Source organism: Paenibacillus sp. FSL K6-1330 (assembly GCF_037976825.1).
Lineage (GTDB): Bacteria > Bacillota > Bacilli > Paenibacillales > Paenibacillaceae > Paenibacillus_AQ.
Genome location: NZ_CP150269.1, coordinates 7049632 through 7068282, shown reverse-complemented (window position 1 = coordinate 7068282; position 18651 = coordinate 7049632). Strand labels below are relative to the sequence as shown.

Below are 18651 nucleotides of genomic sequence, written 5' to 3'. Positions count from 1 at the left end.
CCTTCCACCCGAAATGGGCGGATCGCCTACATTTAGTTTTACCCTAAAATGGAAAGAAAAAGACGGGGGTCCCTTGGGAGACTTGGAGAATCTGCGTCGCGGGTTTTTGATTTGGGGAAGGATCGTAAGCTCTACACATTGGGAGACTTGTTCATAGGGAGTCTTTGGCATGAGGGTGTTCACCAAGGAGTGGTTGATATCCTAAGAAGATCCATCTAATGTGTGAAGAGGCAAATCAAAGCGGATACCTTCATGCCGCCTGGATAAGCTCCGGTAATAAGGAAGCAAGGGGAGGAAGATCCCGAAACCGGCGGCAACACACGCCCCCCCCCCCCCCCCCGGCTGATCATGTACGAAAAAAACACCATCCCTGCGCAAAAGTTCAACGCTAGGGATGGTGTTCGTTCCTTACACACTGGCTGCCTTCCGCTTACTTATGCCATGGCATAAGTAAGCAGGATCAGCAGCACGGTGGTGATGGACATGGCCAGCAGCGGCCGCCAGGCACCGCGTATATCCTTCAAGTGGACATTCAGGCCAAGTCCCACCATGGCCATGGCAAGAATGAAGGAGGCTGCCTGAGAAATCCAATCCTTGATTGGCAGGGGAATGATCGGTTGTCCGGTAAATTCCCAGCTTCCCAGTACACTCGCTGCCATGAAGCCCAGCAGGAACCAGGGAAACTCCATCCGTGTTTGACTCTGTAAACGGCCGGTGCGCTTCATCCAGACCATGAGTGCGATACTGAGTGGTACAAGCAAAAATACGCGTCCCAGCTTGGCAAGCAGACTAATCGCAAGGGCGTCCTCACCTGCCGGAGCAGCTGCCAGTGCCACATGGGCGATTTCATGAAGACTTACGCCAGACCACACGCCGTATTGAGTGTCTGTTAAAGGAAGCAGCGGCTGGACAAGGGTATATCCGATAGCAACGATGGTTCCAAGAAAGGCGATAAGCCCTGCTCCAAGCGCGGTGTCCTTCTCCTTCGCCTTGAGAATCGGGGATACGGCAGCAATAGCCGCCGCACCACATACGCCGGTTCCAATGCCGAGCAGGAGGGACAGGGACATATCGGCCTTCAGCCATTTGGCAATCAGCAGGGTAAGCGCAATGGCAAATACAACGCTGATGACATCCCTCATCATTAAACCAAGGCCTTGCTGGAACACGATGCCGATATTCAGCTTTAAGCCATATAGTATGATCGCTACACGCAGCAGCCGCTTGGCCGTGAATTGGGTTCCAATGCGAAGTCTCTCCGGGTAACCGCGCAACTGCCGGTATATCGCGGCGATGAGAATTGCCCATGCGAGCTGGCCAAGGTAGCCAAGGCCTGGCACGCTTGCTAATGCGTAACCGATGAGGGCGATGACAAAGGTAAAGGCAATGCCGCCTGCGGCTGCGGGCAGCGTATGCTGTGTCCATCGAACCAGGCGATGGACGTGTTCTTGTGATTTGGAATAAGCTGGCTCTGTCATAAGATGTAACCTCCGATTCGTTCGGTTGGTCTGAACCCATCGTATCTCATTCCACTGGATAAGAAAAATAAATCAATATGATGATCATCATAAGTGATAAGTTATGATAATATAACTCATAACCATTTGTGGATATTGCAAACGAAGGAGGCCCAAAGGTGGATCCAACATTGGAGGTATTCGTTACGGTGGTAGAGAAAGGGAATTTTACCCGTGCGGCCGAGGAACTGCTGATGACACAGCCCGCGGTAAGCCAATATATCCAATCGCTCGAGCGGTCAGTTGGCACCAAGCTGCTGGAGCGAACCAATAAATATGTCCGGCTGACGAAAGCCGGAGAGATCGTGTATCACCATGCGAGGGACATTCTGGGTCTGTACACCCGCATGAACACGCTTGTGGACGATTTGATGCATCGGGCAAGCGGAAATTTGTCCATTGGCTCCAGTTACACCTTTGGGGAATATATGCTGCCGCATTTGATCGCTTATATGAGGGAACATTATCCCTTGATCCGCCCATCGATTATGATCGGGAACACCACGGAGGTGGGGGAGATGATACTGCGCCATGAGGCGGATATCGGCATCGTGGAGGGGGATTATCAGGATGATAAGCTGCATATCGAGGCCTTTGCCGAGGATGAGATGGTGGTGATGGTTCCCCGGGGCGGGCGGTATGACCATCTGCAAGAGATATCACTCTCCGAACTTGCAGATGAGACCTGGATTGTCAGAGAAGCTGGATCAGGCACCCGCGCGGCAACGGAGCGGATGTTCTCACGGTATCATATTCACCCTCAGCATATCGTGGAGTTTGGAAGCACCCAGCTGATCAAGGAATCCGTGGAGGCAGGCCTTGGCGTCACGCTGCTGTCACGATGGGCGGTGCGCAAGGAGGTTCAGCTCGGAACGCTGCATATGCTGCTACCGAACGGCAAGCCGGTGGCCCGGCAGTTCTCATGGATTACACAGAAGACACCTTATCATACCAAGGCGGTTGAGGTATTTCTCGAGCTTCTGCATCATAAACGCGGTTTCCCCAAGGGAGTCTAAAGGAAGAGAACGATCTCGGTGCAAGAACATCCCGGTTTTAGGGAATGTTTTTTTGTTCAGGCATGATTACAAACGCCGTAAATGGTTAAAAATAGATACTAAAATCCTTAGAATAACAAACCATGTAACGAATGATGTGAAAATCGGACGCAAGGGGGTGTTAAGCGATGAGAACATTTAATACAATTGCTTTGCTGTTATTGATTATTGGGGGCATTAACTGGCTTTTGGTCGGCCTGTTTCAATACGACCTGGTAGCTGCATTATTTGGAGGACAGAGCTCCGCAGGGTCCCGTATTATCTATACGATTGTCGGTCTGTGTGCATTGTACTCGATCCGCTTCTTTGGTGATGTTACGAATGACGACCGAAAGACAGCTAGATGAGTTACATTTAATGACATATAAATGACATAAATAAAGAGAGATATCGATTCTCTCCTAGATGAAAAAAGCCGTTCCGTGTTCAGGAATGGCTTTTTTTGTGTGCAAATTCCAAGATGGTCAGTGAATTGTAAACCTCATGTAAGGTGCAAGATCAACATATACAGTATGAAATTTCCAGTGTTTATGAGGCTTTGTATGCTCTATAGTTAAAGATAAAAACGACATATTTACGGAGTTCGGAAGGAACTCCTAGAATAAAGCCAAGCCATTGCAGCGAAATAATCGGAAGTTAACAGTATGGCAGAAAACATTACATTTTATCTGTCGTCAGCCTCTTTTTTTGCGTAAGTAGTGAAAAAGGACTCCTTCACGATAAGGAAAGAGTCCGGAACGAATAGCGAAATAAAGACACGCTGAAGGGGAGTGAGGCTGTTAGGCTCAGGCAAGTTTCTGCTTCCTTTAGGAGTGGAATGCTTTGTACATTGCATCCAGCAGGCTGTGTGTCGCATCACAGCTGTATTCCCAGAACATAATACCAGCCAAGCCTTGATCTTGTATATATTTGCATTTATGGGTCAGGGATTCGGCATCATCGTAAGTGATGAAGCTGCTGCCATCGAATAAAAAGGGCGCTTTGGCTTCATCGTCCCAGTACCGCTTATATGAAGGATTGTTAAAATACTCGGCTGCGAGCTGGGTATAGGTCGGACCGTAACCACCAGAAGATGGAGCTACCTGGAGGTAACCGTTGTTGACATCCGGCACATCCTTCCACTTCCTGGAGTAGAATGCGGCGCCGATCACGATTTTTTCGCGCGGCACACCGGCTAGGGTGAACAGGCGGACGGAAGCATCGACACTGATTCGAAACAGATCGCCGGTGGAGGTGTACAGGTTGGTGTGATGGCCCGTCATCGTCTGGAATCCGCCGCGCATGTCGTACGTCATCAGCTGAATGAAGTCGAGATAGGGGTGGATGTTATGGATCTCGGTGCCATCGATATAATATTGATCGGCTCCGGCCGCGATCGTGAGCAGATAGTGCTTCTTGCCCCGCCCGTACTGATCCAGTGTTTCCCGGAGCTCCTTCAGGAGCAGTGTGAAGTTCTCCTTGTCACTTGGCGATGCCACCGTTCCGGCTATCGAGTAGCATGGATACTCCCAGTCCAGGTCAATGCCGTCGAATGGAAACTCTTGCAGCAGCTTGATCGCCGATTCGCACACGCTTTGTCTTCCTTCGGGCGTGGCTGCAGCTTCCGAGAATCCGTCGGAGCCCCAACCGCCAACGGACAGCAGAACGGTTAACTGGGGATTGACGGTTTTCAGGCGTTGGATCTCGTGGATGGTGTTCGTATCGGTATACGAAATCTTGTCTTCTTGGATATGGGCGAAAGCGATATTCAAGTGAGTGAGCCGCTGGGCATCTTCGGTCGTGATCGTGGATAAGACCTTGCGCCCTGCGTAGCCGGCTAAAATCCAGGAGGATGGCAACATGCGTAATACCTCATTTCTTTTTAGGATATGTCAGTTTTGCTTTTACGGTTTATTTTTCCAACTTACGGTCAGATATGACATCTGTCAAGGATCATCCCATTGACCTGGATGACAATTTACCAGGGGGGAAGGGTCAAAAACCACATGTTTTCCTACCCGAAAACGACAATGACAAGAGTGGAAAGGACGTAAAAAGCCCGTCATACCAATGCATGAAGCCGTTTTCATTAGACCATTGAAAATGACATATTTACGGATAGTGCCGCGGTCCATACACTTGGTGTGTAAGCGTTAACATTTCTGAAGCGGGCGAAAAGCCGCACGCTAAGGAGTGGTCAGGAAGGCTCTTTCTTTTACATTAAACAGGGGTGCTTTTCCGAAAAAAATGGCCGGATTTTCATTAGAAAAGGAGGGGGCAACCTATGCAGCAAGATGGTCAATCCGCCCTGTCGCAAAGCTTATCGGTTAACACGATACCGAATCGTAAGAAAAATACATTATGGAGGAGGATGATTCGAAACTGGGAGCTGTATTTGTTTATAGCTCCGGCATTTCTGTATTTTGTCATTTTCCATTATGGCCCGATGTACGGGATCCAAATCGCCTTCAAAAACTTCATCCCGACGTTGGGAATAACGGGAAGCCCGTGGGTCGGATTCGACCACTTCGAACGCTTCTTTAACTCTTATTACTTCTGGGACTTGCTCTGGAATACGCTCAGCATCAGCTTGTATGAGCTGGCCATCGGGTTTCCGCTGCCCATTATTCTGGCATTGGCCTTCAATGAAGTGAAGGATTCATTCTTCAAGCGTACCGTACAGACCGTCACGTATGCACCGCATTTTATTTCGGTCGTTGTCATGTCCGGTATGATCATCACCTTCTTGTCGCCTTCGTCCGGCATGATTGTTAACTTTGTGGAAATGCTTGGCTTTCAGGCGCCTCAATTCCTGACGGACCCTGCATGGTTCAAGACGGTGTATGTGCTGTCTGGCGTCTGGCAGAGTGCAGGCTGGGGTACCATTATATATCTCGCAGCCTTATCGGGTGTCGATCCTCAGCTGCATGAAGCAGCTGTCGTGGACGGAGCAAGCCGTTTCAAACGGATTCTGCACATCAACATCCCGGCTATTATACCTACGATTACCATCCTGTTGATCCTGAACATGGGCAGCATTTTGGGCGTCGGATTCGAGAAAATCCTGCTGCTGCAGAACCCGCTGAATATGAGCTCTTCCGATGTCATCTCGACTTTTGTTTATCGTTCCGGTCTGGTTGACGCACAGTACAGCTTCTCTACCGCCGTCGGATTGTTCAATTCGGTCATTAATGCGATTCTGCTGATTGCGGTGAACCAAATCGCTCGTCGCACCAGCGAAAACAGCCTGTGGTAGAAGGGGGAATAACATATGTCATCCACGGTAAGGGAAAGCAAAGGGGATAAATTATTCCTGCTATGCAACTACATCTATCTGACGATTGCGCTTGTCATCGTACTGTACCCGCTGCTGTACATTGTCAGCGCCTCCATCAGTGATCCGAAGTACGTAAGCTCAGGTGAAATGTGGTTGATTCCGAAAGGGATAACTTTTGATGGATATGCCCGAGTGTTTGAGAACGCCAACATTTGGATTGGCTACAAGAACACGATTATTTATACAGTGATCGGTACGATTGTGAATCTGATTGTCACGCTGCCTGCAGCCTATGCGCTCAGCCGTTCTGATTTTGTGGGCAGAGGATTTTTTATGGCGGTGTTTCTGGTTACGATGTTTTTCGGCGGGGGACTGATTCCGAGTTACCTGCTCGTTAAGGATCTTGGCATGGTCAACAGCATGTGGGCCCTAATTCTGCCGGGAGCTGCGTCCATATGGAATATTATTGTGTCCCGGACGTTCTTCCAATCGACCATTCCGAAGGAGCTTCAGGAAGCTGCCCATATCGACGGCTGTACGAACTTCCGGTTATTCATCAAAATCGTACTGCCGCTCTCGATGCCGATTATTGCCGTCATGGCACTTTTCTACGGCGTCGGACATTGGAACAGTTATTTCAGTGCCATGATTTATCTGAATGATGCCGCGAAGTACCCGCTTCAGCTCTTCCTGCGTCAAATCCTGGTCCTTCAGGAGATGGCGGCACAGGGCGGCGGGGCGATTGACGCCTCATCCGCAGCAGCGATGAATTCCAAAGCGGAAATTGCTGCACTGGTCAAATATGCGGTCATTATCGTTGCGACACTTCCGGTTATTGCGGTTTACCCGTTCCTTCAACGTTACTTTGTGCAGGGTGTTATGATTGGTTCCGTTAAGGGCTGATCTTATACCATAAATCCACACCAAAAAAAGGGGAGTTGTTGTCATGAAAAAGCTTCGTAAGGCATCATCTATTTTACTCTGCCTCACCCTCTCAGCAACAATGCTTGCAGCCTGTGGTTCACCCAAAGGAGACGGCGCTGCTACGGCACCGTCCGGGACGGCCAGTACGGAAGGGGTAAAAAAGGAAGGTTTCCCGATTGTGGATGAGCCGATCACGCTGACGGTCATGTCACAGGATGCCGGTGTAGCCGATTGGAATACGATGCCCGTACTACAAGAGATGGAGAAATTGTCAGGCATCAAGCTGGAATATCAGCTTTCTCCGATTGACAGCTTTGAAACGAAAAAGAATCTGGTGTTCGCCAGCGGTGATTTGCCCGATATGTTTTACGCTGCCGACCTGAAGCCGGCTGAGCAGGTGACCTATGGTACCCAAGGAATCCTCATTCCGCTGGAGAAGTACATTGACGAAGGCTATGCACCGAACATCAAAAAGATTTTTGACGAGAACCCGGATGTCCGCAAATCCTTCACGACCCCGGACGGACATATCTATGCCCTGCCGTTCGTCGACAAGGCTGCCGTATGGTACAGAGGCCCGATGTGGTACAACGGCAAGTTCCTAAAAGCGCTAAACGTGTCCGAACCTAAGACAACAGAGGAACTATATACATTCTTGAAACGCGTTAAGGAAGAAGATCCTAACGGAAATGGAAAGAAAGACGAGATTCCGTTGACTTCGGTCAAGCTGGATGACCTGCGTATGTACTTCTTCGGCTTCTGGGGCATGTACAACGAAGGCATCTATTCCGACAAGGACGGAAAAGTGCACTATCCTTACCAGGAAGAAGGCTACAAAGGCTACCTGACGTTCATGAACCGTCTGTGGAAGGAAGAACTGCTGGATCATGAAACCTTCTCGCAAACAGGCGATCAGAAAAAAGCCAAGGGAGAAAACAATCAGCTAGCTCTGTTTAATGACTACCATGCGTACTTCACGCTCGGCGGCGAGCCTAGCAGCGAGCATCCGCTCATGACGCCGGTGAAGAGTGAAATTGCGGACTCTCCTGTATACGGCATGCACCCTGGTATGTCGGCAAGAGGTACATTCGCCATTTCGAGCAGCAACCCGTCTCCGGAAGCTACCATGCGCTGGATCGATTACCTGTACAGCTATGAAGGCGCCACGTTGTTTAACCAAGGGCCTGAAGGCACGTTGTGGAAATTCAAGGATGAGGCAAACCGCGTGAAAGAATGGCTCCCGGTGCCAGGCGGTGGAGATCGTGAGGAGTATCGCGGCAAAATCACGCCGAACTACGGTGTTTTGACACCTGGCGTCAATGATCCGGAAGTTGCCAAAGGCCTTCGCACTGAATTTGATGAGTGGATCGATCAACAGAATCAAGAGAAGCTGGTGCCGATCGGAAAGTCGCCATTCCCTAACGTCTATTTGACGAATGAAGAGCAGAGCGAGGCAACTTCGCTGTTGTCCGATTTGGAAACGTATGTGAAACAGATGGAAGCGAAATTCGTAACAGGCCAAGAGCCGCTTGAAAATTGGGATAAATACGTTGCACAAGTTAAGAAAATGGGCAGCGACCGTCTCGTCGAGCTTTACCAAGGCGCATATGATCGCTGGAACGCCGAGCAATAATCAGATGCATAGATGAAAAACAAAGAGCCAACGTATCCCGGTCGATTCATGACCGGGGGTTGGCTATTGTTTTTAGGGGCAGGCAAGCCTGTTCCTTGCGGTCTTCAAACCTATCGTTATCAACAATGACTATTGGAGGTACACCATGTCGGAGAACAAGCTGGTAGAGGAAGAGCAAGCAGTAGTGGAGCAGGGCGTGCACAATTTCAGCAGTGAGGACAAATGGGTCAAGCCGGAGGATCCGCTGCTCTTGGAGCGTCTGGAATGGTTCAAGGACCAGAAGCTGGGCCTGATGATGCATTGGGGACCGTATTCCCAGTTGGGTCTTGTTGAATCATGGGCACTGAGCGATAAAGACGCGGATTGGTCACGTGACGGCATTGACTGGGATATCGATGCGGAGGAGCTTAAGCGGCAGTATTTTGATCTGAACAAGACCTTCAACCCGCTTCGCTTTCAGCCTGATCTGTGGGCTGACCTGGCAGCCGATAACGGCTTCAAATATTTGAACTTTACAACCAAGCATCATGACGGGTTCTGCATGTGGGACACGCATACGACCGACTACCGTGTAACGGGTCCAGACTGTCCGTTCCATATGCATAAACACGCCGATATCACGAAGGAGCTGTTCGAGGCATTTCGTGCCAAAGGGCTCGGCATTTCCGCCTATTTCTCGAAGGCCGATTGGCATACGCCATACTACTGGGCGCCGGGAATGGAGGCGGGAAGCTTTACGTCACGCGGTCCTAGCTATGACCCGAAGAAATACCCGTGGCTGTGGGAACAGTTTGTCCAGTTTACCCATGAGCAGATCATGGAGCTGATGACCCGTTACGGCCGCATTGATGTACTGTGGCTGGATGCAGGCTGGGTGAACGATTATCGTGATCAGAATATCCGCCTGGGTGAAGTGGTAGAGAAAGCGCGTGAGATTCAGCCTTGGCTCCTCTCGGCGGACCGCACGGTCGGCGGGCCTTACGAGAATCTGATTACGCCGGAGCAGACCCTCCCTGAGCGTGCTCTGCATGTGCCTTGGGAGAGCTGTATCACGATGGGAACTTCCTTCTCTTTCCGCTACGAGGATCGTTATAAAACGGTGCGTCAGCTCATTCATCTGCTGGTCGAGATCGTGGCCAAAGGCGGAAATCTAGCGCTCAATGTGGGTCCGCAGCCGGACGGTAGGCTGCCCGAGACGGCTATTTCACGAATGAAGGGCATGGGGGCATGGTTGAAAGTCTATGGAGAGGCGATCTATGGCACGCGTATCTGCGAGTCGTATTCCTCCGGGGCCGTCCAGTTTACCCAAAAAGACGATACGACCTATGCCATCTATCTGTATCGAAATGAACAAGATGCTGTTCCTGAAGAGCTGCACATTCCGATTCAGACGGCGTTCAGCCGCATTGATCTCGTCGGGGGTCAGGAGGCGCTCGATTACCGCCGCACGGACGATGGCGTTGCGGTCCGTCTTCCGGATCAGGAACGTCAGGGACCGGCCCCGATTGCACATGTGTTGCGGTTTCGTTAAGAGGCGGGTTGTATAAACGTATTTTTCACTTACAACGACTTCAAGAAGAGGTGTGGACAGATATGCAGAAATGGTTCGAAGAAGCCAAGCTGGGCATCTTCATTCACTATGGCATTTATGCCGTGGACGGAGTCTCGGAATCCTGGTCCTTCTACAATGGGAGGATCACTTACGACGAGTACATGAAACAGATGGACGGTTTTACGGCATCGAAATTCAATGCGGAGAAATGGGCGGATTTGATCGAGAAATCCGGTGCCCGGTATGCCGTGCTGACAACGAAGCACCATGATGGTGTTGCGCTGTGGGATACGCAGTACAGCGATCTCAACGTGGTCAAGCGGACACCAGCCAATCGAGACATCGTGCGGGAGTATGCTGAAGCGATCAGGGAGAAGGGGATTCACCTGGGCATGTACTTCTCTCTGATTGATTGGTCGCATCCGGATTATCCGAGCGTGTTCGAAGGAGGCAAGGTGCCGGAGGATCTCAGCAGCGTCAACCCGCACACCAGTCCCGTGGACGGTGTTCAGGATGAGGAGAAATGGCAGAAATTTCTGGAGTTTAATAACAACCAGCTGCGGGAGATCCTGACGAATTACGGGAAAGTGGATCTGCTGTGGTTCGATGGCGATTGGGAGCGAAGTGCCGAGCAGTGGAATCTGCCAGAGTTCAAGCATTACCTGCAATCCTTCAATCCGGATATCATCATCAATTCACGGCTGCAGGGCCACGGTGATTATAAAACGCCGGAGCAGGGCATTCCGATCACGAGACCGGAGGGACCTTGGGAATTCTGCACAACGATCAACAGCTCATGGGGCTACGTCCCGACCGATCATAAATACAAATCCTTGAACCAGATCATTCGGATGTTCTGCGACTGCATCTCGATGGGCGGCAATATGCTGCTGGATATCGGTCCGCGCGAAGACGGCACCATCGATCAAAGGCAAGAGGACATCCTGCTTGGGCTGGGAGCATGGATCCGGACCCATGAAGAGGCTGTATTCGGAACGGGTGAAGGCATTATGACCCGCTATTATCTGGGGGGAAGCACGATTTCCGAGGACAGAAAGACACTGTACCTGTTTGTCTATGACGCTCCGAAAGAGAATGTGTGCATTAAGGGGCTGTGCAACCCGATCAAGAAGATTACCGTGCTGCATTCGGGCAAGGAGCTTACCCACGAGATTCATGGGGGCGTGCCTTGGTTCAACATCCCGGGGACGACGTGGATCAAGATGACTCCTGAAGACGCGCATGAGCAGGTGACGGTTCTTAAGCTGGAGTTTGACGAGGAGCTGGAGATGTACGGCGGCTCGGGAGCTGTTGTCACGCATAACTAACCATCACGGGGAGGGACGCGCTAGATAAGTGCTTAGCCTCCCTCATGAAGCGGAGAGAATGACATGAACAGAAGTGGAGTGCCGGAGCCGAGGATTGAGTATGCTCCTAAGCATTATTTATGCAAGCGTGCGGGGCAGCCGCTCGTGCTGGATGGCCGCGTGGATAAGGCATTCTGGGATGCGGCGGAGTGGACCGACGATTTCGTTGATATCGAAGGGGATCTTCGTCCGAAGCCGGGGAAACGGACCCGGGTCAAAATGCTGTGGGACGACGATTATTTTTATTTTGCCGCCGAGCTGATCGAGGATCAGATATGGGCGACATTGACTGAACGCGATTCGGTTATTTTCTATGATAATGACTTTGAAATATTCATTGATCCGGACGGAGACAGCCATCAATATTATGAATTCGAAATTAATGCCTTGAACACGGTGTGGGACTTGCTGCTCGTGAAACCGTACCGGGATGGCGGACCTCCGGTCAACGGCTGGGATATCAGCGGTCTTAAGACGGCGGTATTTATCGATGGGGAGCTGAACCGTCCTGGCGCGGACAACCGGAAATGGAGCGTGGAGGTGGCGATTCCTTGGACCAGTCTCAAGGAATGTGCCGAAGGTGGCCGCCGCCCTGCGCCAGGTGAGTTCTGGCGCGTCAACTTCTCGCGCGTGGAATGGCAGACCGAAGTGCAAGACGGCGAGTACCGTAAGGTGTTGAATCCGGAGACAGGCAAGCCTTTTCCGGAGGACAATTGGGTATGGTCGCCTATGGGCATCATCAATATGCATTACCCGGAGCTGTGGGGTTACGTTGTGTTCGCGGGTGGCGAGGAGCAACAGCCGTTTACGCTTCCGGAAGACGAACGGATCAAATGGGAGCTGCGCAGACTCTATTACCGGCAGCGTAATTACTATGAAGCCCATGGTGAATTTACGCAGGACACGAAGCAGCTCATGGGCGAGGATGCATGGAGCATCCAGCCTGTGATTGAAACGACTCGCAGCCTGTTCCAGATTAGCGCGCCTTCATCAGACGGAACGGCTCTAATCTGCATTCGGGAAGACGGAAAGCTATGGAGGGAGTGAACGCTAGGATGACCAGCCAAACCGCGGTGTTCTCGCTGGATTCGCAGACACGGGAGCGGATCGAGCAAAAGTTTCAGGAGAAGATCATTTTTGCGGAAGCGCGCAAAGATAAGCTGTTTCATGTTTTTGAGCAGGAACTGACCGATGAAGAGATTTGGGCCCTGAAATATTTGTTTGCTTACATGCCGGTGAACGACATGGCCGACTATGATGGAGAATTGTTCTTGAATCATGTGCGCCAAGCCCTGGACATCCGTAAGCGCGTGCCTTGGGGCGAGCGCGTGCCGGATCATCTGTTCCTGCATTTTGTGCTTCCTTACCGGGTTAATACGGAGAATATTGAGGATTACCGCGGTATTCTCTACAACGAATTGGCCGAACGGACGGCGAAGTTATCGATGGCGGATGCCATTCTGGAAACCAATTATTGGTGCCATGAGAAGGCGACCTACATCGGCAGCGATCTGCGAACCATTTCGCCGCTGACGATGATCCGGAACGCACGCGGACGCTGTGGCGAGGAGTCCACGCTGGCGGTGGCCGCGCTTCGTAGCATCGGCATCCCCGCGCGTCAGGTCTATACGCCGCGCTGGGCTCATTGCGACAGCAACCATGCCTGGGTGGAAGCATGGGCAGACGGCCAGTGGTATTACATCGGGGCATGCGAACCGGAAGCCCGCTTGAATCAAGGCTGGTTCAGTCCGCCGGCACGCAGGGCGATGCTGATCAATACGCGAATTTTTGCCGATTACCCCGGTCCGGAGGATATTACCCTATGCGAAAAGGGGTTTACGGAGATTAATTTGCTGGAGAACTATGCACCGGCTCGCACCCTTTACGTGAGCGTGAAGGATAAGCAGGGAGAGGCTGTATCCGGCGCAAGCATTCGATTTGAGCTGTATAATATGGCTGAATTTTATCCGATTGCCGAAATCAAGACCGATGAGCAAGGGAAGGCTTCCTTTAAGACCGGTTATGGCGACCTCTTGGTTCGTGCGGTCAGCGGCGGCAAGTGGAGTGAAATCCTGTTCAAGGCCGAGGACGGCGGACATATCGAACTTGTGCTTGATTCATCCGAACAGCCGTCAGGGATCGTGGATTTCGATATGGTTCCTCCACCGGAAGGAGAAGGGGACGCCGCGACGGCGTTATCCGAGGAGAAGACCCAGGCTCATAACCACCGTCTGGAGGAAGGGACGAAGGTCCGGACCGAATATGAGGGTACATTCCTGAGCGAAGAAGAGGCAACTGCACTGGCCCAGTCATTAGGACTGCCTCCGGAGCGGGTGTGGGACGTCCTTCGAAAAGCCAGAGGCAACAGCAAGGAAATCGCAGCGTTCCTGAAGGAGCATTCCGGCGATTACGGCGAGTGGCCGCTGCGGCTGCTGGAATCGCTGAACGAAAAGGATTTGATTGATACCTTCCGGCAAACGCTGGATGATCATCTGATGGGTGCCCTCTCACAGCGTGGACAGTGGGATGAGGATACCTTCGTGAAGTACATCCTGTGTCCGCGGGTTTCTTATGAAATGCTGGTCCCGTATCGCCGTGTAATCGTTGATGCCTTTACGGCGGAGGAGACTGCGGCATTCAGGAAGGATCCTTCTACGCTTGCCGGGCATTTGGAGCAGGGCTATGCCTATGCTGAGGACCTTCCCAACCTGAAGGGTAAGGGAAATCCGGCAGGCACGTACAGTCTCATGAAGGGAGACGAGCAGTCGCTGGACATTCTGTTTGTGGCTGTATGCCGCAGTCTGGGGATTCCCGCCCGACTGCATCCGAGCGAGCAGAAGCCGCAGTACTTACGTGATGGAAGTTGGGAAGATGCAGCCTTCCGTCTGGACTCCCCCCGGAATCAGGAGAGCTCAGGCTGGGGGATGCTGCAGTTCCTCAGAGATCCGAAAGGCTCGCAGGATACGCCGGCCGCATCCTATGCCGAGAACTTTACCTTCGCCCGCCTGGAAGACGGCGTGTACAAAACGCTGGTGTATCCTTATGGCAGCACCGATGTTTACGACGAGCCGTATGAGGTTGAGCCGGGTTCGTACCGTCTAACGTCGGGCATCCGGCTGAAGGACGGAACGGTAAGAGTGCGCTTCACGTACTTTACCGTTCGTGCCGGAGACACCACGCGCGTGGCGCTAACCTATCGTGAGACGGCGGTCGACATTCCGGTGCTGGGCAAACTGGCGCCGGGCAGTACGCTTACCCGATTAGACGGAACGGGAGCGGATCTTAAGGATCTTCTGGGAACCGAGGGCGCTATCGCTGCCTGGATCGAACCGGAGCGGGAGCCGACCAAGCATCTGCTCCGCGAGCTCAGCGAGCTGGCCGAGCCGCTGGATAAGCTGGACTTGCCGATTGTGCTGGTGATCGGGGATGCGGAATGGACAGCTTCCTTTGATACGGCAAGCTATCCGAAGCTGCCGGCCCGCACTATTTTTGTACGGGATTCCAGTTATGCTTCCTTATCGGGTTTCATCTCGAATCCTGCAGCCCATGAAGCCGGTTATCCTCATCTGTTCGTCCTGGATCGTCAGGATCAAATCCGTTATGCGGCTTCTGGATACAAGATCGGCACCGGGAAGGAAGCCCTGCAGATTGCAACCGCGATATTACAACCCTAGAAGGGATCGGAGTGAAGAGTAATGACGAAGTATATTGTGGCGGGTTACGCCGTCGATTCGGTTCTTCCCGACATGACGCATGAGGATCTGCTGAAATTAACGCATCTGAACGTAGCCTTCGGTCATGTCAAGAACGATGAGATCACCACCGAGCATTTGAAGAATGGCGAGGTGGTCCGGAACATCAAGCGGGATCACCCGACTCTTACGGTACTTCTGTCTGTTGGCGGCTGGAGCGCTGGTGGTTTTTCCGAAGCCGCTTCAACCGAGGGCGGAAGGGACCGCATGGCCGCATCCGCCATACGGGTGCTGGAGGAATATCCTTTTGACGGTATCGATCTGGACTGGGAGTATCCATGTTACGGTGAAGCCGACATAGGGTCGAGTCCGGATGATAAACGGAATTTCACCCTGCTGCTGAAGACGATCCGGGAGGCGCTGGATGCTAAGGGCTCCCGGGATGGCCGGCATTACCTGCTCACGATTGCGGCAGGGGCTGACCAATACTATGTAGACGGCACGGAGATGGCCGAGGTACAGCAGTACCTGGATTTTGTCCAGTTGATGACCTATGATATGCGAGGCGGGTTTCAGGTCCTGACCGGACATCATACGAATCTGTACACGTCAACCGGAGATCTGTTCCGAATCAGCACGGATGCTTCCGTGAACCTGTTCGTTCGCGCCGGCGTCCCGAAGGAGAAGATAGTCATCGGTGCCGCATTTTACTCCCGTGTATGGAACGAGGTGCCGGATCGAAACCATGGCCTTCACCAAATGGCTGGCAGCACAGGCGGCTATGGTCCGGCCTTTGCCGAGCTGGCTGCGGAGTACATCAACAAGAACGGCTACATTCGTTATTGGGACGAGGAAGCCTGTGCGCCGTACCTTTTTAACGGCTCCAGCTTGATTTCTTATGACGATGAGGAATCGATTCAGTGCAAATGCAATTATGTGAAAGAACAAGGCTTGGCCGGGATCATGTTCTGGGAATATGGATGCGACCCGACCCATCGCCTGCTGGGCGCTATGCATCAAGGACTTCAAAGCATCTCGGCCGGGAAATAGGAACAGCTGGCGGTCGCGGTGGATCTGATAACTCGGATGAGTTTAAAACATACGAAAACCTCCCCTGAACGGTACGGTTCAGGGGAGGTTTCTATTTTTGCGGCAAAACTGGTACCGACTCACTATTCTTCGCCATCATCCGAATTCGTTATCCGGTGTACTCTTCGTCATCCTCATCCGGCGAATCAGCAGCGCCGTTGCTGCTGTGCATTTTGCGGTATTGACCGGGCGTGTACCCCGTCTCTTTCTTGAATTTGCGGATGAAGTTCGGCGTGTCCAGGTAACCGACCCGGGTGATGATATCCTTTAATGGATCGGTTGTGTGCAGCAGCAGCCGGATCACCTCATCCATTCGTTTCTGCCAGATGTATTGGGTAAAGTTCATCCCGATCTTCTCCTTGAAGGAGCGGCTGAAATATGATGAAGAGATGGAGAATTTAGACGAGATCGTGCCCAGGCTGAGGTCATAGTCCGTAAAATTGGCATCGATAAAGGCAACGATTTCGTCCATCAGGGAGCTCTCTTCGGTCTCGCTCTTCGCCTCGACATGGGCGCAGATTTCCGCGGCAAGGCCTGCCAGCTTCTTCTCCAAATCCTCCAGCGAGTCATAAGAGGTGACCCGTGGAAGCTGATTGACCACATGATGGATGCCAAGCTCGGACGCGGTCTTCAGCATCGTATTCAGAATATCGAAGCAGATACAGCGCAGCAGCGGTACGGACGGCATTTCCGTCTTCAGGTTATTCAATGCGGTGGATACCATCTGAACCGCTACATCATAACTGCCCTGTTTCAAGCTTTGAACCAGCTTCAGCAGCACATCCTTAGGGACCCAGAAGGATGAATCCTGTGCGCCGGAACCGGAAAGAGCGTTAAAGAAGGTGCTGCTGCCCTGTCCGTGCAGCATGGAAGCCTCCAAAGCGGTTGATGCTTCAATGAAGGATTGATTCAGCTGCTCCGGATAGCTGTAGCGGTTGCCTACCCCGATCGCAGGAGAGACACCCGTGTGCTCTCCCGCCATCGATTGCAGGGCCAGGGCGATCGGCTCCATACGGGCGTTAAGGCTCGCATCATGTCCGGTTTCGGCATCAAATCCTACAATGAGGGCCAACTGATCGGGCTGTGGCAGCTCCACTCCATAGGCATAGGCGGAAAACGCCGGCAGCTCCACATCGTTCATTAACTGCATGACGGGCCGCCGCTCCGAATTGTCGCCAATGGGCAGGGCGTGCGACTCCCAGCCCATGGTCACGACAAAATAATGGGATTGGCTGAAGCGGATGCCTAGCTTCTCGGTGAACTCGGAAGGGAATTCACCAGTATGGCCATGCTTTAGCAGCATGAGCAGAATATGATTCCGTGCATAAGGCTCTTGAAGATCGACGCGCTGGCTGTAGTCGTGCAGCGTTTTCTTGATCCATTCCAGCTCGTTGCTGGATGTGGACGTTTCCGGGTCATTCTTCAAGCGGATGAACTCCATCAAGTCTGAAATCGGATGGTATTGCCTGCGAGCCAGCATAATGGCAAGAATGGTGCCCATCACTACGACGAAGGAGAATACCAGAATTACAAAGGTACGAATATGAACGATACGGCTGAAAAATTGGTTGCTTGGCATTGCGGTGACATAAGTCCAGCCCGCATCGGATTTGACGGATACAACCGAATGCGGTTCTTGGTTCAAGGAAAGGCTGTGCGTTCCAGGCTCAAGTGCGAACAGGGCGTGGACTTCCTGCTCGGTAATGGTTTCGCCTTGGTGATTGGCGGCCAGCACTTGTCCGTAATTATCGAATATATATGTCATTCCATGATAGTCGCTGAGGATGGATTCGATCAATCCGGTCAGATTGGACTCATGGATCAGGTACATGACGGTGCCGTGGGCGGGCGTATTGTTAGGTGCGATCGGCACAAGGTATGCCAGCATGGAATTTTGGATTTTGGTCCCCTGAACCACTTGCTCCGCCGGACGCATGGTCGGAATCGGGACAGAGTTTAAATCACGGACCATCTCCGTTTCGTTCCAGCTGTTGAATTTGTAGCGGTCGGTGAAGACATTCAGATTCTCAAAGCCCTGTGACGAATAAATGCTGTTATCTCCGCGGAAGAACAGGAACAATTCATCAATAATGGAGCTGGTGGCTTTGTATTTGACCAAGGCCCCGATGGATTCCCGGCTGTAGTAAGGATGGTGAGTCCAATAACGGGTCAGCTGCTCATCGTAGGCGATGCGAAAGGCGATGTCCTGCAATTCTTTCATGCGCTCATCGATGACAGTTTTGGCCTGGGTCAATTGATTGACATTGGTCTGCTCGATCTCGGAACGGAGCGTATTCACGGCATTGTGATAAATAATGATGGTTAATATAACAAGAGGTATCAGGAAAATGGAGATGTAGGACAGTGTGTATTTAAGCAGAAGCTTGGACTTGAAGTGATTCCATTTCATATCTGCAACCTCCCGTTTTTTACGATTTTAGATTATTAAGTTTTTAGCCGGAACTATTTCATTCTACACACCGAGACGGTTTTTAAATAGCAATTTGTGTTTTCACGTTACGCCATTTGATAGCGCTATCATAAATGCTGCCGAGGCAGTAGCATC

At 51.9% G+C, this 18651-nt stretch carries 13 protein-coding genes; 10 read left to right on the top strand and 3 right to left on the bottom strand.

What is annotated here, in order from left to right; genetic code table 11:
- Positions 1-434: 434 nt before the first annotated feature.
- A complete protein-coding gene (locus NYE54_RS32170; RefSeq protein ID WP_339268681.1) occupies positions 435-1478 on the bottom strand; it encodes a putative sulfate exporter family transporter in 1044 nt (347 codons plus the stop codon).
- 158 nt (positions 1479-1636) lie between these two features.
- Here NYE54_RS32170 and NYE54_RS32165 point away from each other — a divergent pair, with 158 nt between their 5' ends.
- Both NYE54_RS32165 and NYE54_RS32160 read left to right on the top strand, forming a co-directional pair.
- The gene (locus tag NYE54_RS32165) at positions 1637-2533 is read left to right on the top strand and encodes a LysR family transcriptional regulator (RefSeq protein ID WP_339268679.1); all 897 of its coding nucleotides are present in this window, start codon (positions 1637-1639) and stop codon (positions 2531-2533) included.
- 167 nt (positions 2534-2700) lie between these two features.
- Positions 2701-2919, top strand: coding sequence for a DUF378 domain-containing protein (locus NYE54_RS32160; RefSeq protein WP_339268677.1), 219 nt, complete (start codon positions 2701-2703; stop codon positions 2917-2919).
- Positions 2920-3378: 459 nt separating this feature from the next.
- Here NYE54_RS32160 and NYE54_RS32155 read toward each other — a convergent pair whose 3' ends face one another.
- Entirely contained in the window at positions 3379-4413 is a 1035-nt protein-coding gene (locus tag NYE54_RS32155) for a glycoside hydrolase family 18 protein (RefSeq protein WP_339268676.1), read from the bottom strand.
- Between the two features lie 422 nt (positions 4414-4835).
- Between NYE54_RS32155 and NYE54_RS32150 the strand changes: the two genes are divergently transcribed.
- The 8 genes from NYE54_RS32150 (at position 4836) to NYE54_RS32115 (ending at position 16046) form a co-directional block, all read left to right on the top strand.
- Positions 4836-5807, top strand: a complete 972-nt coding sequence (locus NYE54_RS32150) for an ABC transporter permease subunit (protein WP_339268675.1) — start codon at positions 4836-4838, stop codon at positions 5805-5807.
- Between the two features lie 15 nt (positions 5808-5822).
- Complete coding sequence (locus tag NYE54_RS32145) at positions 5823-6731, top strand: carbohydrate ABC transporter permease (RefSeq protein ID WP_098749345.1); 909 nt, start codon at positions 5823-5825, stop codon at positions 6729-6731.
- A gap of 43 nt (positions 6732-6774) precedes the next feature.
- Positions 6775-8385, top strand: a complete 1611-nt coding sequence (locus NYE54_RS32140) for an extracellular solute-binding protein (protein ID WP_339268674.1) — start codon at positions 6775-6777, stop codon at positions 8383-8385.
- A gap of 145 nt (positions 8386-8530) precedes the next feature.
- Positions 8531-9916, top strand: coding sequence for an alpha-L-fucosidase (locus tag NYE54_RS32135; protein WP_339268672.1), 1386 nt, complete (start codon positions 8531-8533; stop codon positions 9914-9916).
- A 62-nt stretch (positions 9917-9978) separates the two neighbouring features.
- Positions 9979-11265 carry an alpha-L-fucosidase gene (locus NYE54_RS32130; RefSeq protein ID WP_339268670.1) on the top strand — a complete coding sequence of 429 codons (1287 nt, stop codon included), beginning with the start codon at positions 9979-9981 and terminating at the stop codon, positions 11263-11265.
- Positions 11266-11328: 63 nt separating this feature from the next.
- Positions 11329-12351 carry a carbohydrate-binding family 9-like protein gene (locus NYE54_RS32125; protein ID WP_339268669.1) on the top strand — a complete coding sequence of 341 codons (1023 nt, stop codon included), beginning with the start codon at positions 11329-11331 and terminating at the stop codon, positions 12349-12351.
- 8 nt (positions 12352-12359) lie between these two features.
- Positions 12360-14978 carry a transglutaminase domain-containing protein gene (locus NYE54_RS32120; protein ID WP_339268668.1) on the top strand — a complete coding sequence of 873 codons (2619 nt, stop codon included), beginning with the start codon at positions 12360-12362 and terminating at the stop codon, positions 14976-14978.
- 21 nt (positions 14979-14999) lie between these two features.
- On the top strand, positions 15000-16046 hold the full coding sequence (locus NYE54_RS32115) for a glycoside hydrolase family 18 protein (protein ID WP_339268667.1): 1047 nt from the start codon (positions 15000-15002) through the stop codon (positions 16044-16046).
- A 148-nt stretch (positions 16047-16194) separates the two neighbouring features.
- Here NYE54_RS32115 and NYE54_RS32110 read toward each other — a convergent pair whose 3' ends face one another.
- Entirely contained in the window at positions 16195-18495 is a 2301-nt protein-coding gene (locus tag NYE54_RS32110) for a helix-turn-helix domain-containing protein (RefSeq protein WP_339268665.1), read from the bottom strand.
- Positions 18496-18651 lie beyond the last annotated feature (156 nt).

Coding starts and splice junctions, on each gene's coding strand:
- NYE54_RS32125 (WP_339268669.1), top strand. CDS start 11,329: ATGAACAGAAGTGGAGTGCCGGAGCCGAGGATTGAGTATGCTCCTAAG.
- NYE54_RS32110 (WP_339268665.1), bottom strand. CDS start 18,495: ATGAAATGGAATCACTTCAAGTCCAAGCTTCTGCTTAAATACACACTG.
- NYE54_RS32145 (WP_098749345.1), top strand. CDS start 5,823: ATGTCATCCACGGTAAGGGAAAGCAAAGGGGATAAATTATTCCTGCTA.
- NYE54_RS32155 (WP_339268676.1), bottom strand. CDS start 4,413: ATGTTGCCATCCTCCTGGATTTTAGCCGGCTACGCAGGGCGCAAGGTC.
- NYE54_RS32170 (WP_339268681.1), bottom strand. CDS start 1,478: ATGACAGAGCCAGCTTATTCCAAATCACAAGAACACGTCCATCGCCTG.
- NYE54_RS32135 (WP_339268672.1), top strand. CDS start 8,531: ATGTCGGAGAACAAGCTGGTAGAGGAAGAGCAAGCAGTAGTGGAGCAG.
- NYE54_RS32140 (WP_339268674.1), top strand. CDS start 6,775: ATGAAAAAGCTTCGTAAGGCATCATCTATTTTACTCTGCCTCACCCTC.
- NYE54_RS32120 (WP_339268668.1), top strand. CDS start 12,360: ATGACCAGCCAAACCGCGGTGTTCTCGCTGGATTCGCAGACACGGGAG.
- NYE54_RS32150 (WP_339268675.1), top strand. CDS start 4,836: ATGCAGCAAGATGGTCAATCCGCCCTGTCGCAAAGCTTATCGGTTAAC.
- NYE54_RS32160 (WP_339268677.1), top strand. CDS start 2,701: ATGAGAACATTTAATACAATTGCTTTGCTGTTATTGATTATTGGGGGC.
- NYE54_RS32130 (WP_339268670.1), top strand. CDS start 9,979: ATGCAGAAATGGTTCGAAGAAGCCAAGCTGGGCATCTTCATTCACTAT.
- NYE54_RS32115 (WP_339268667.1), top strand. CDS start 15,000: ATGACGAAGTATATTGTGGCGGGTTACGCCGTCGATTCGGTTCTTCCC.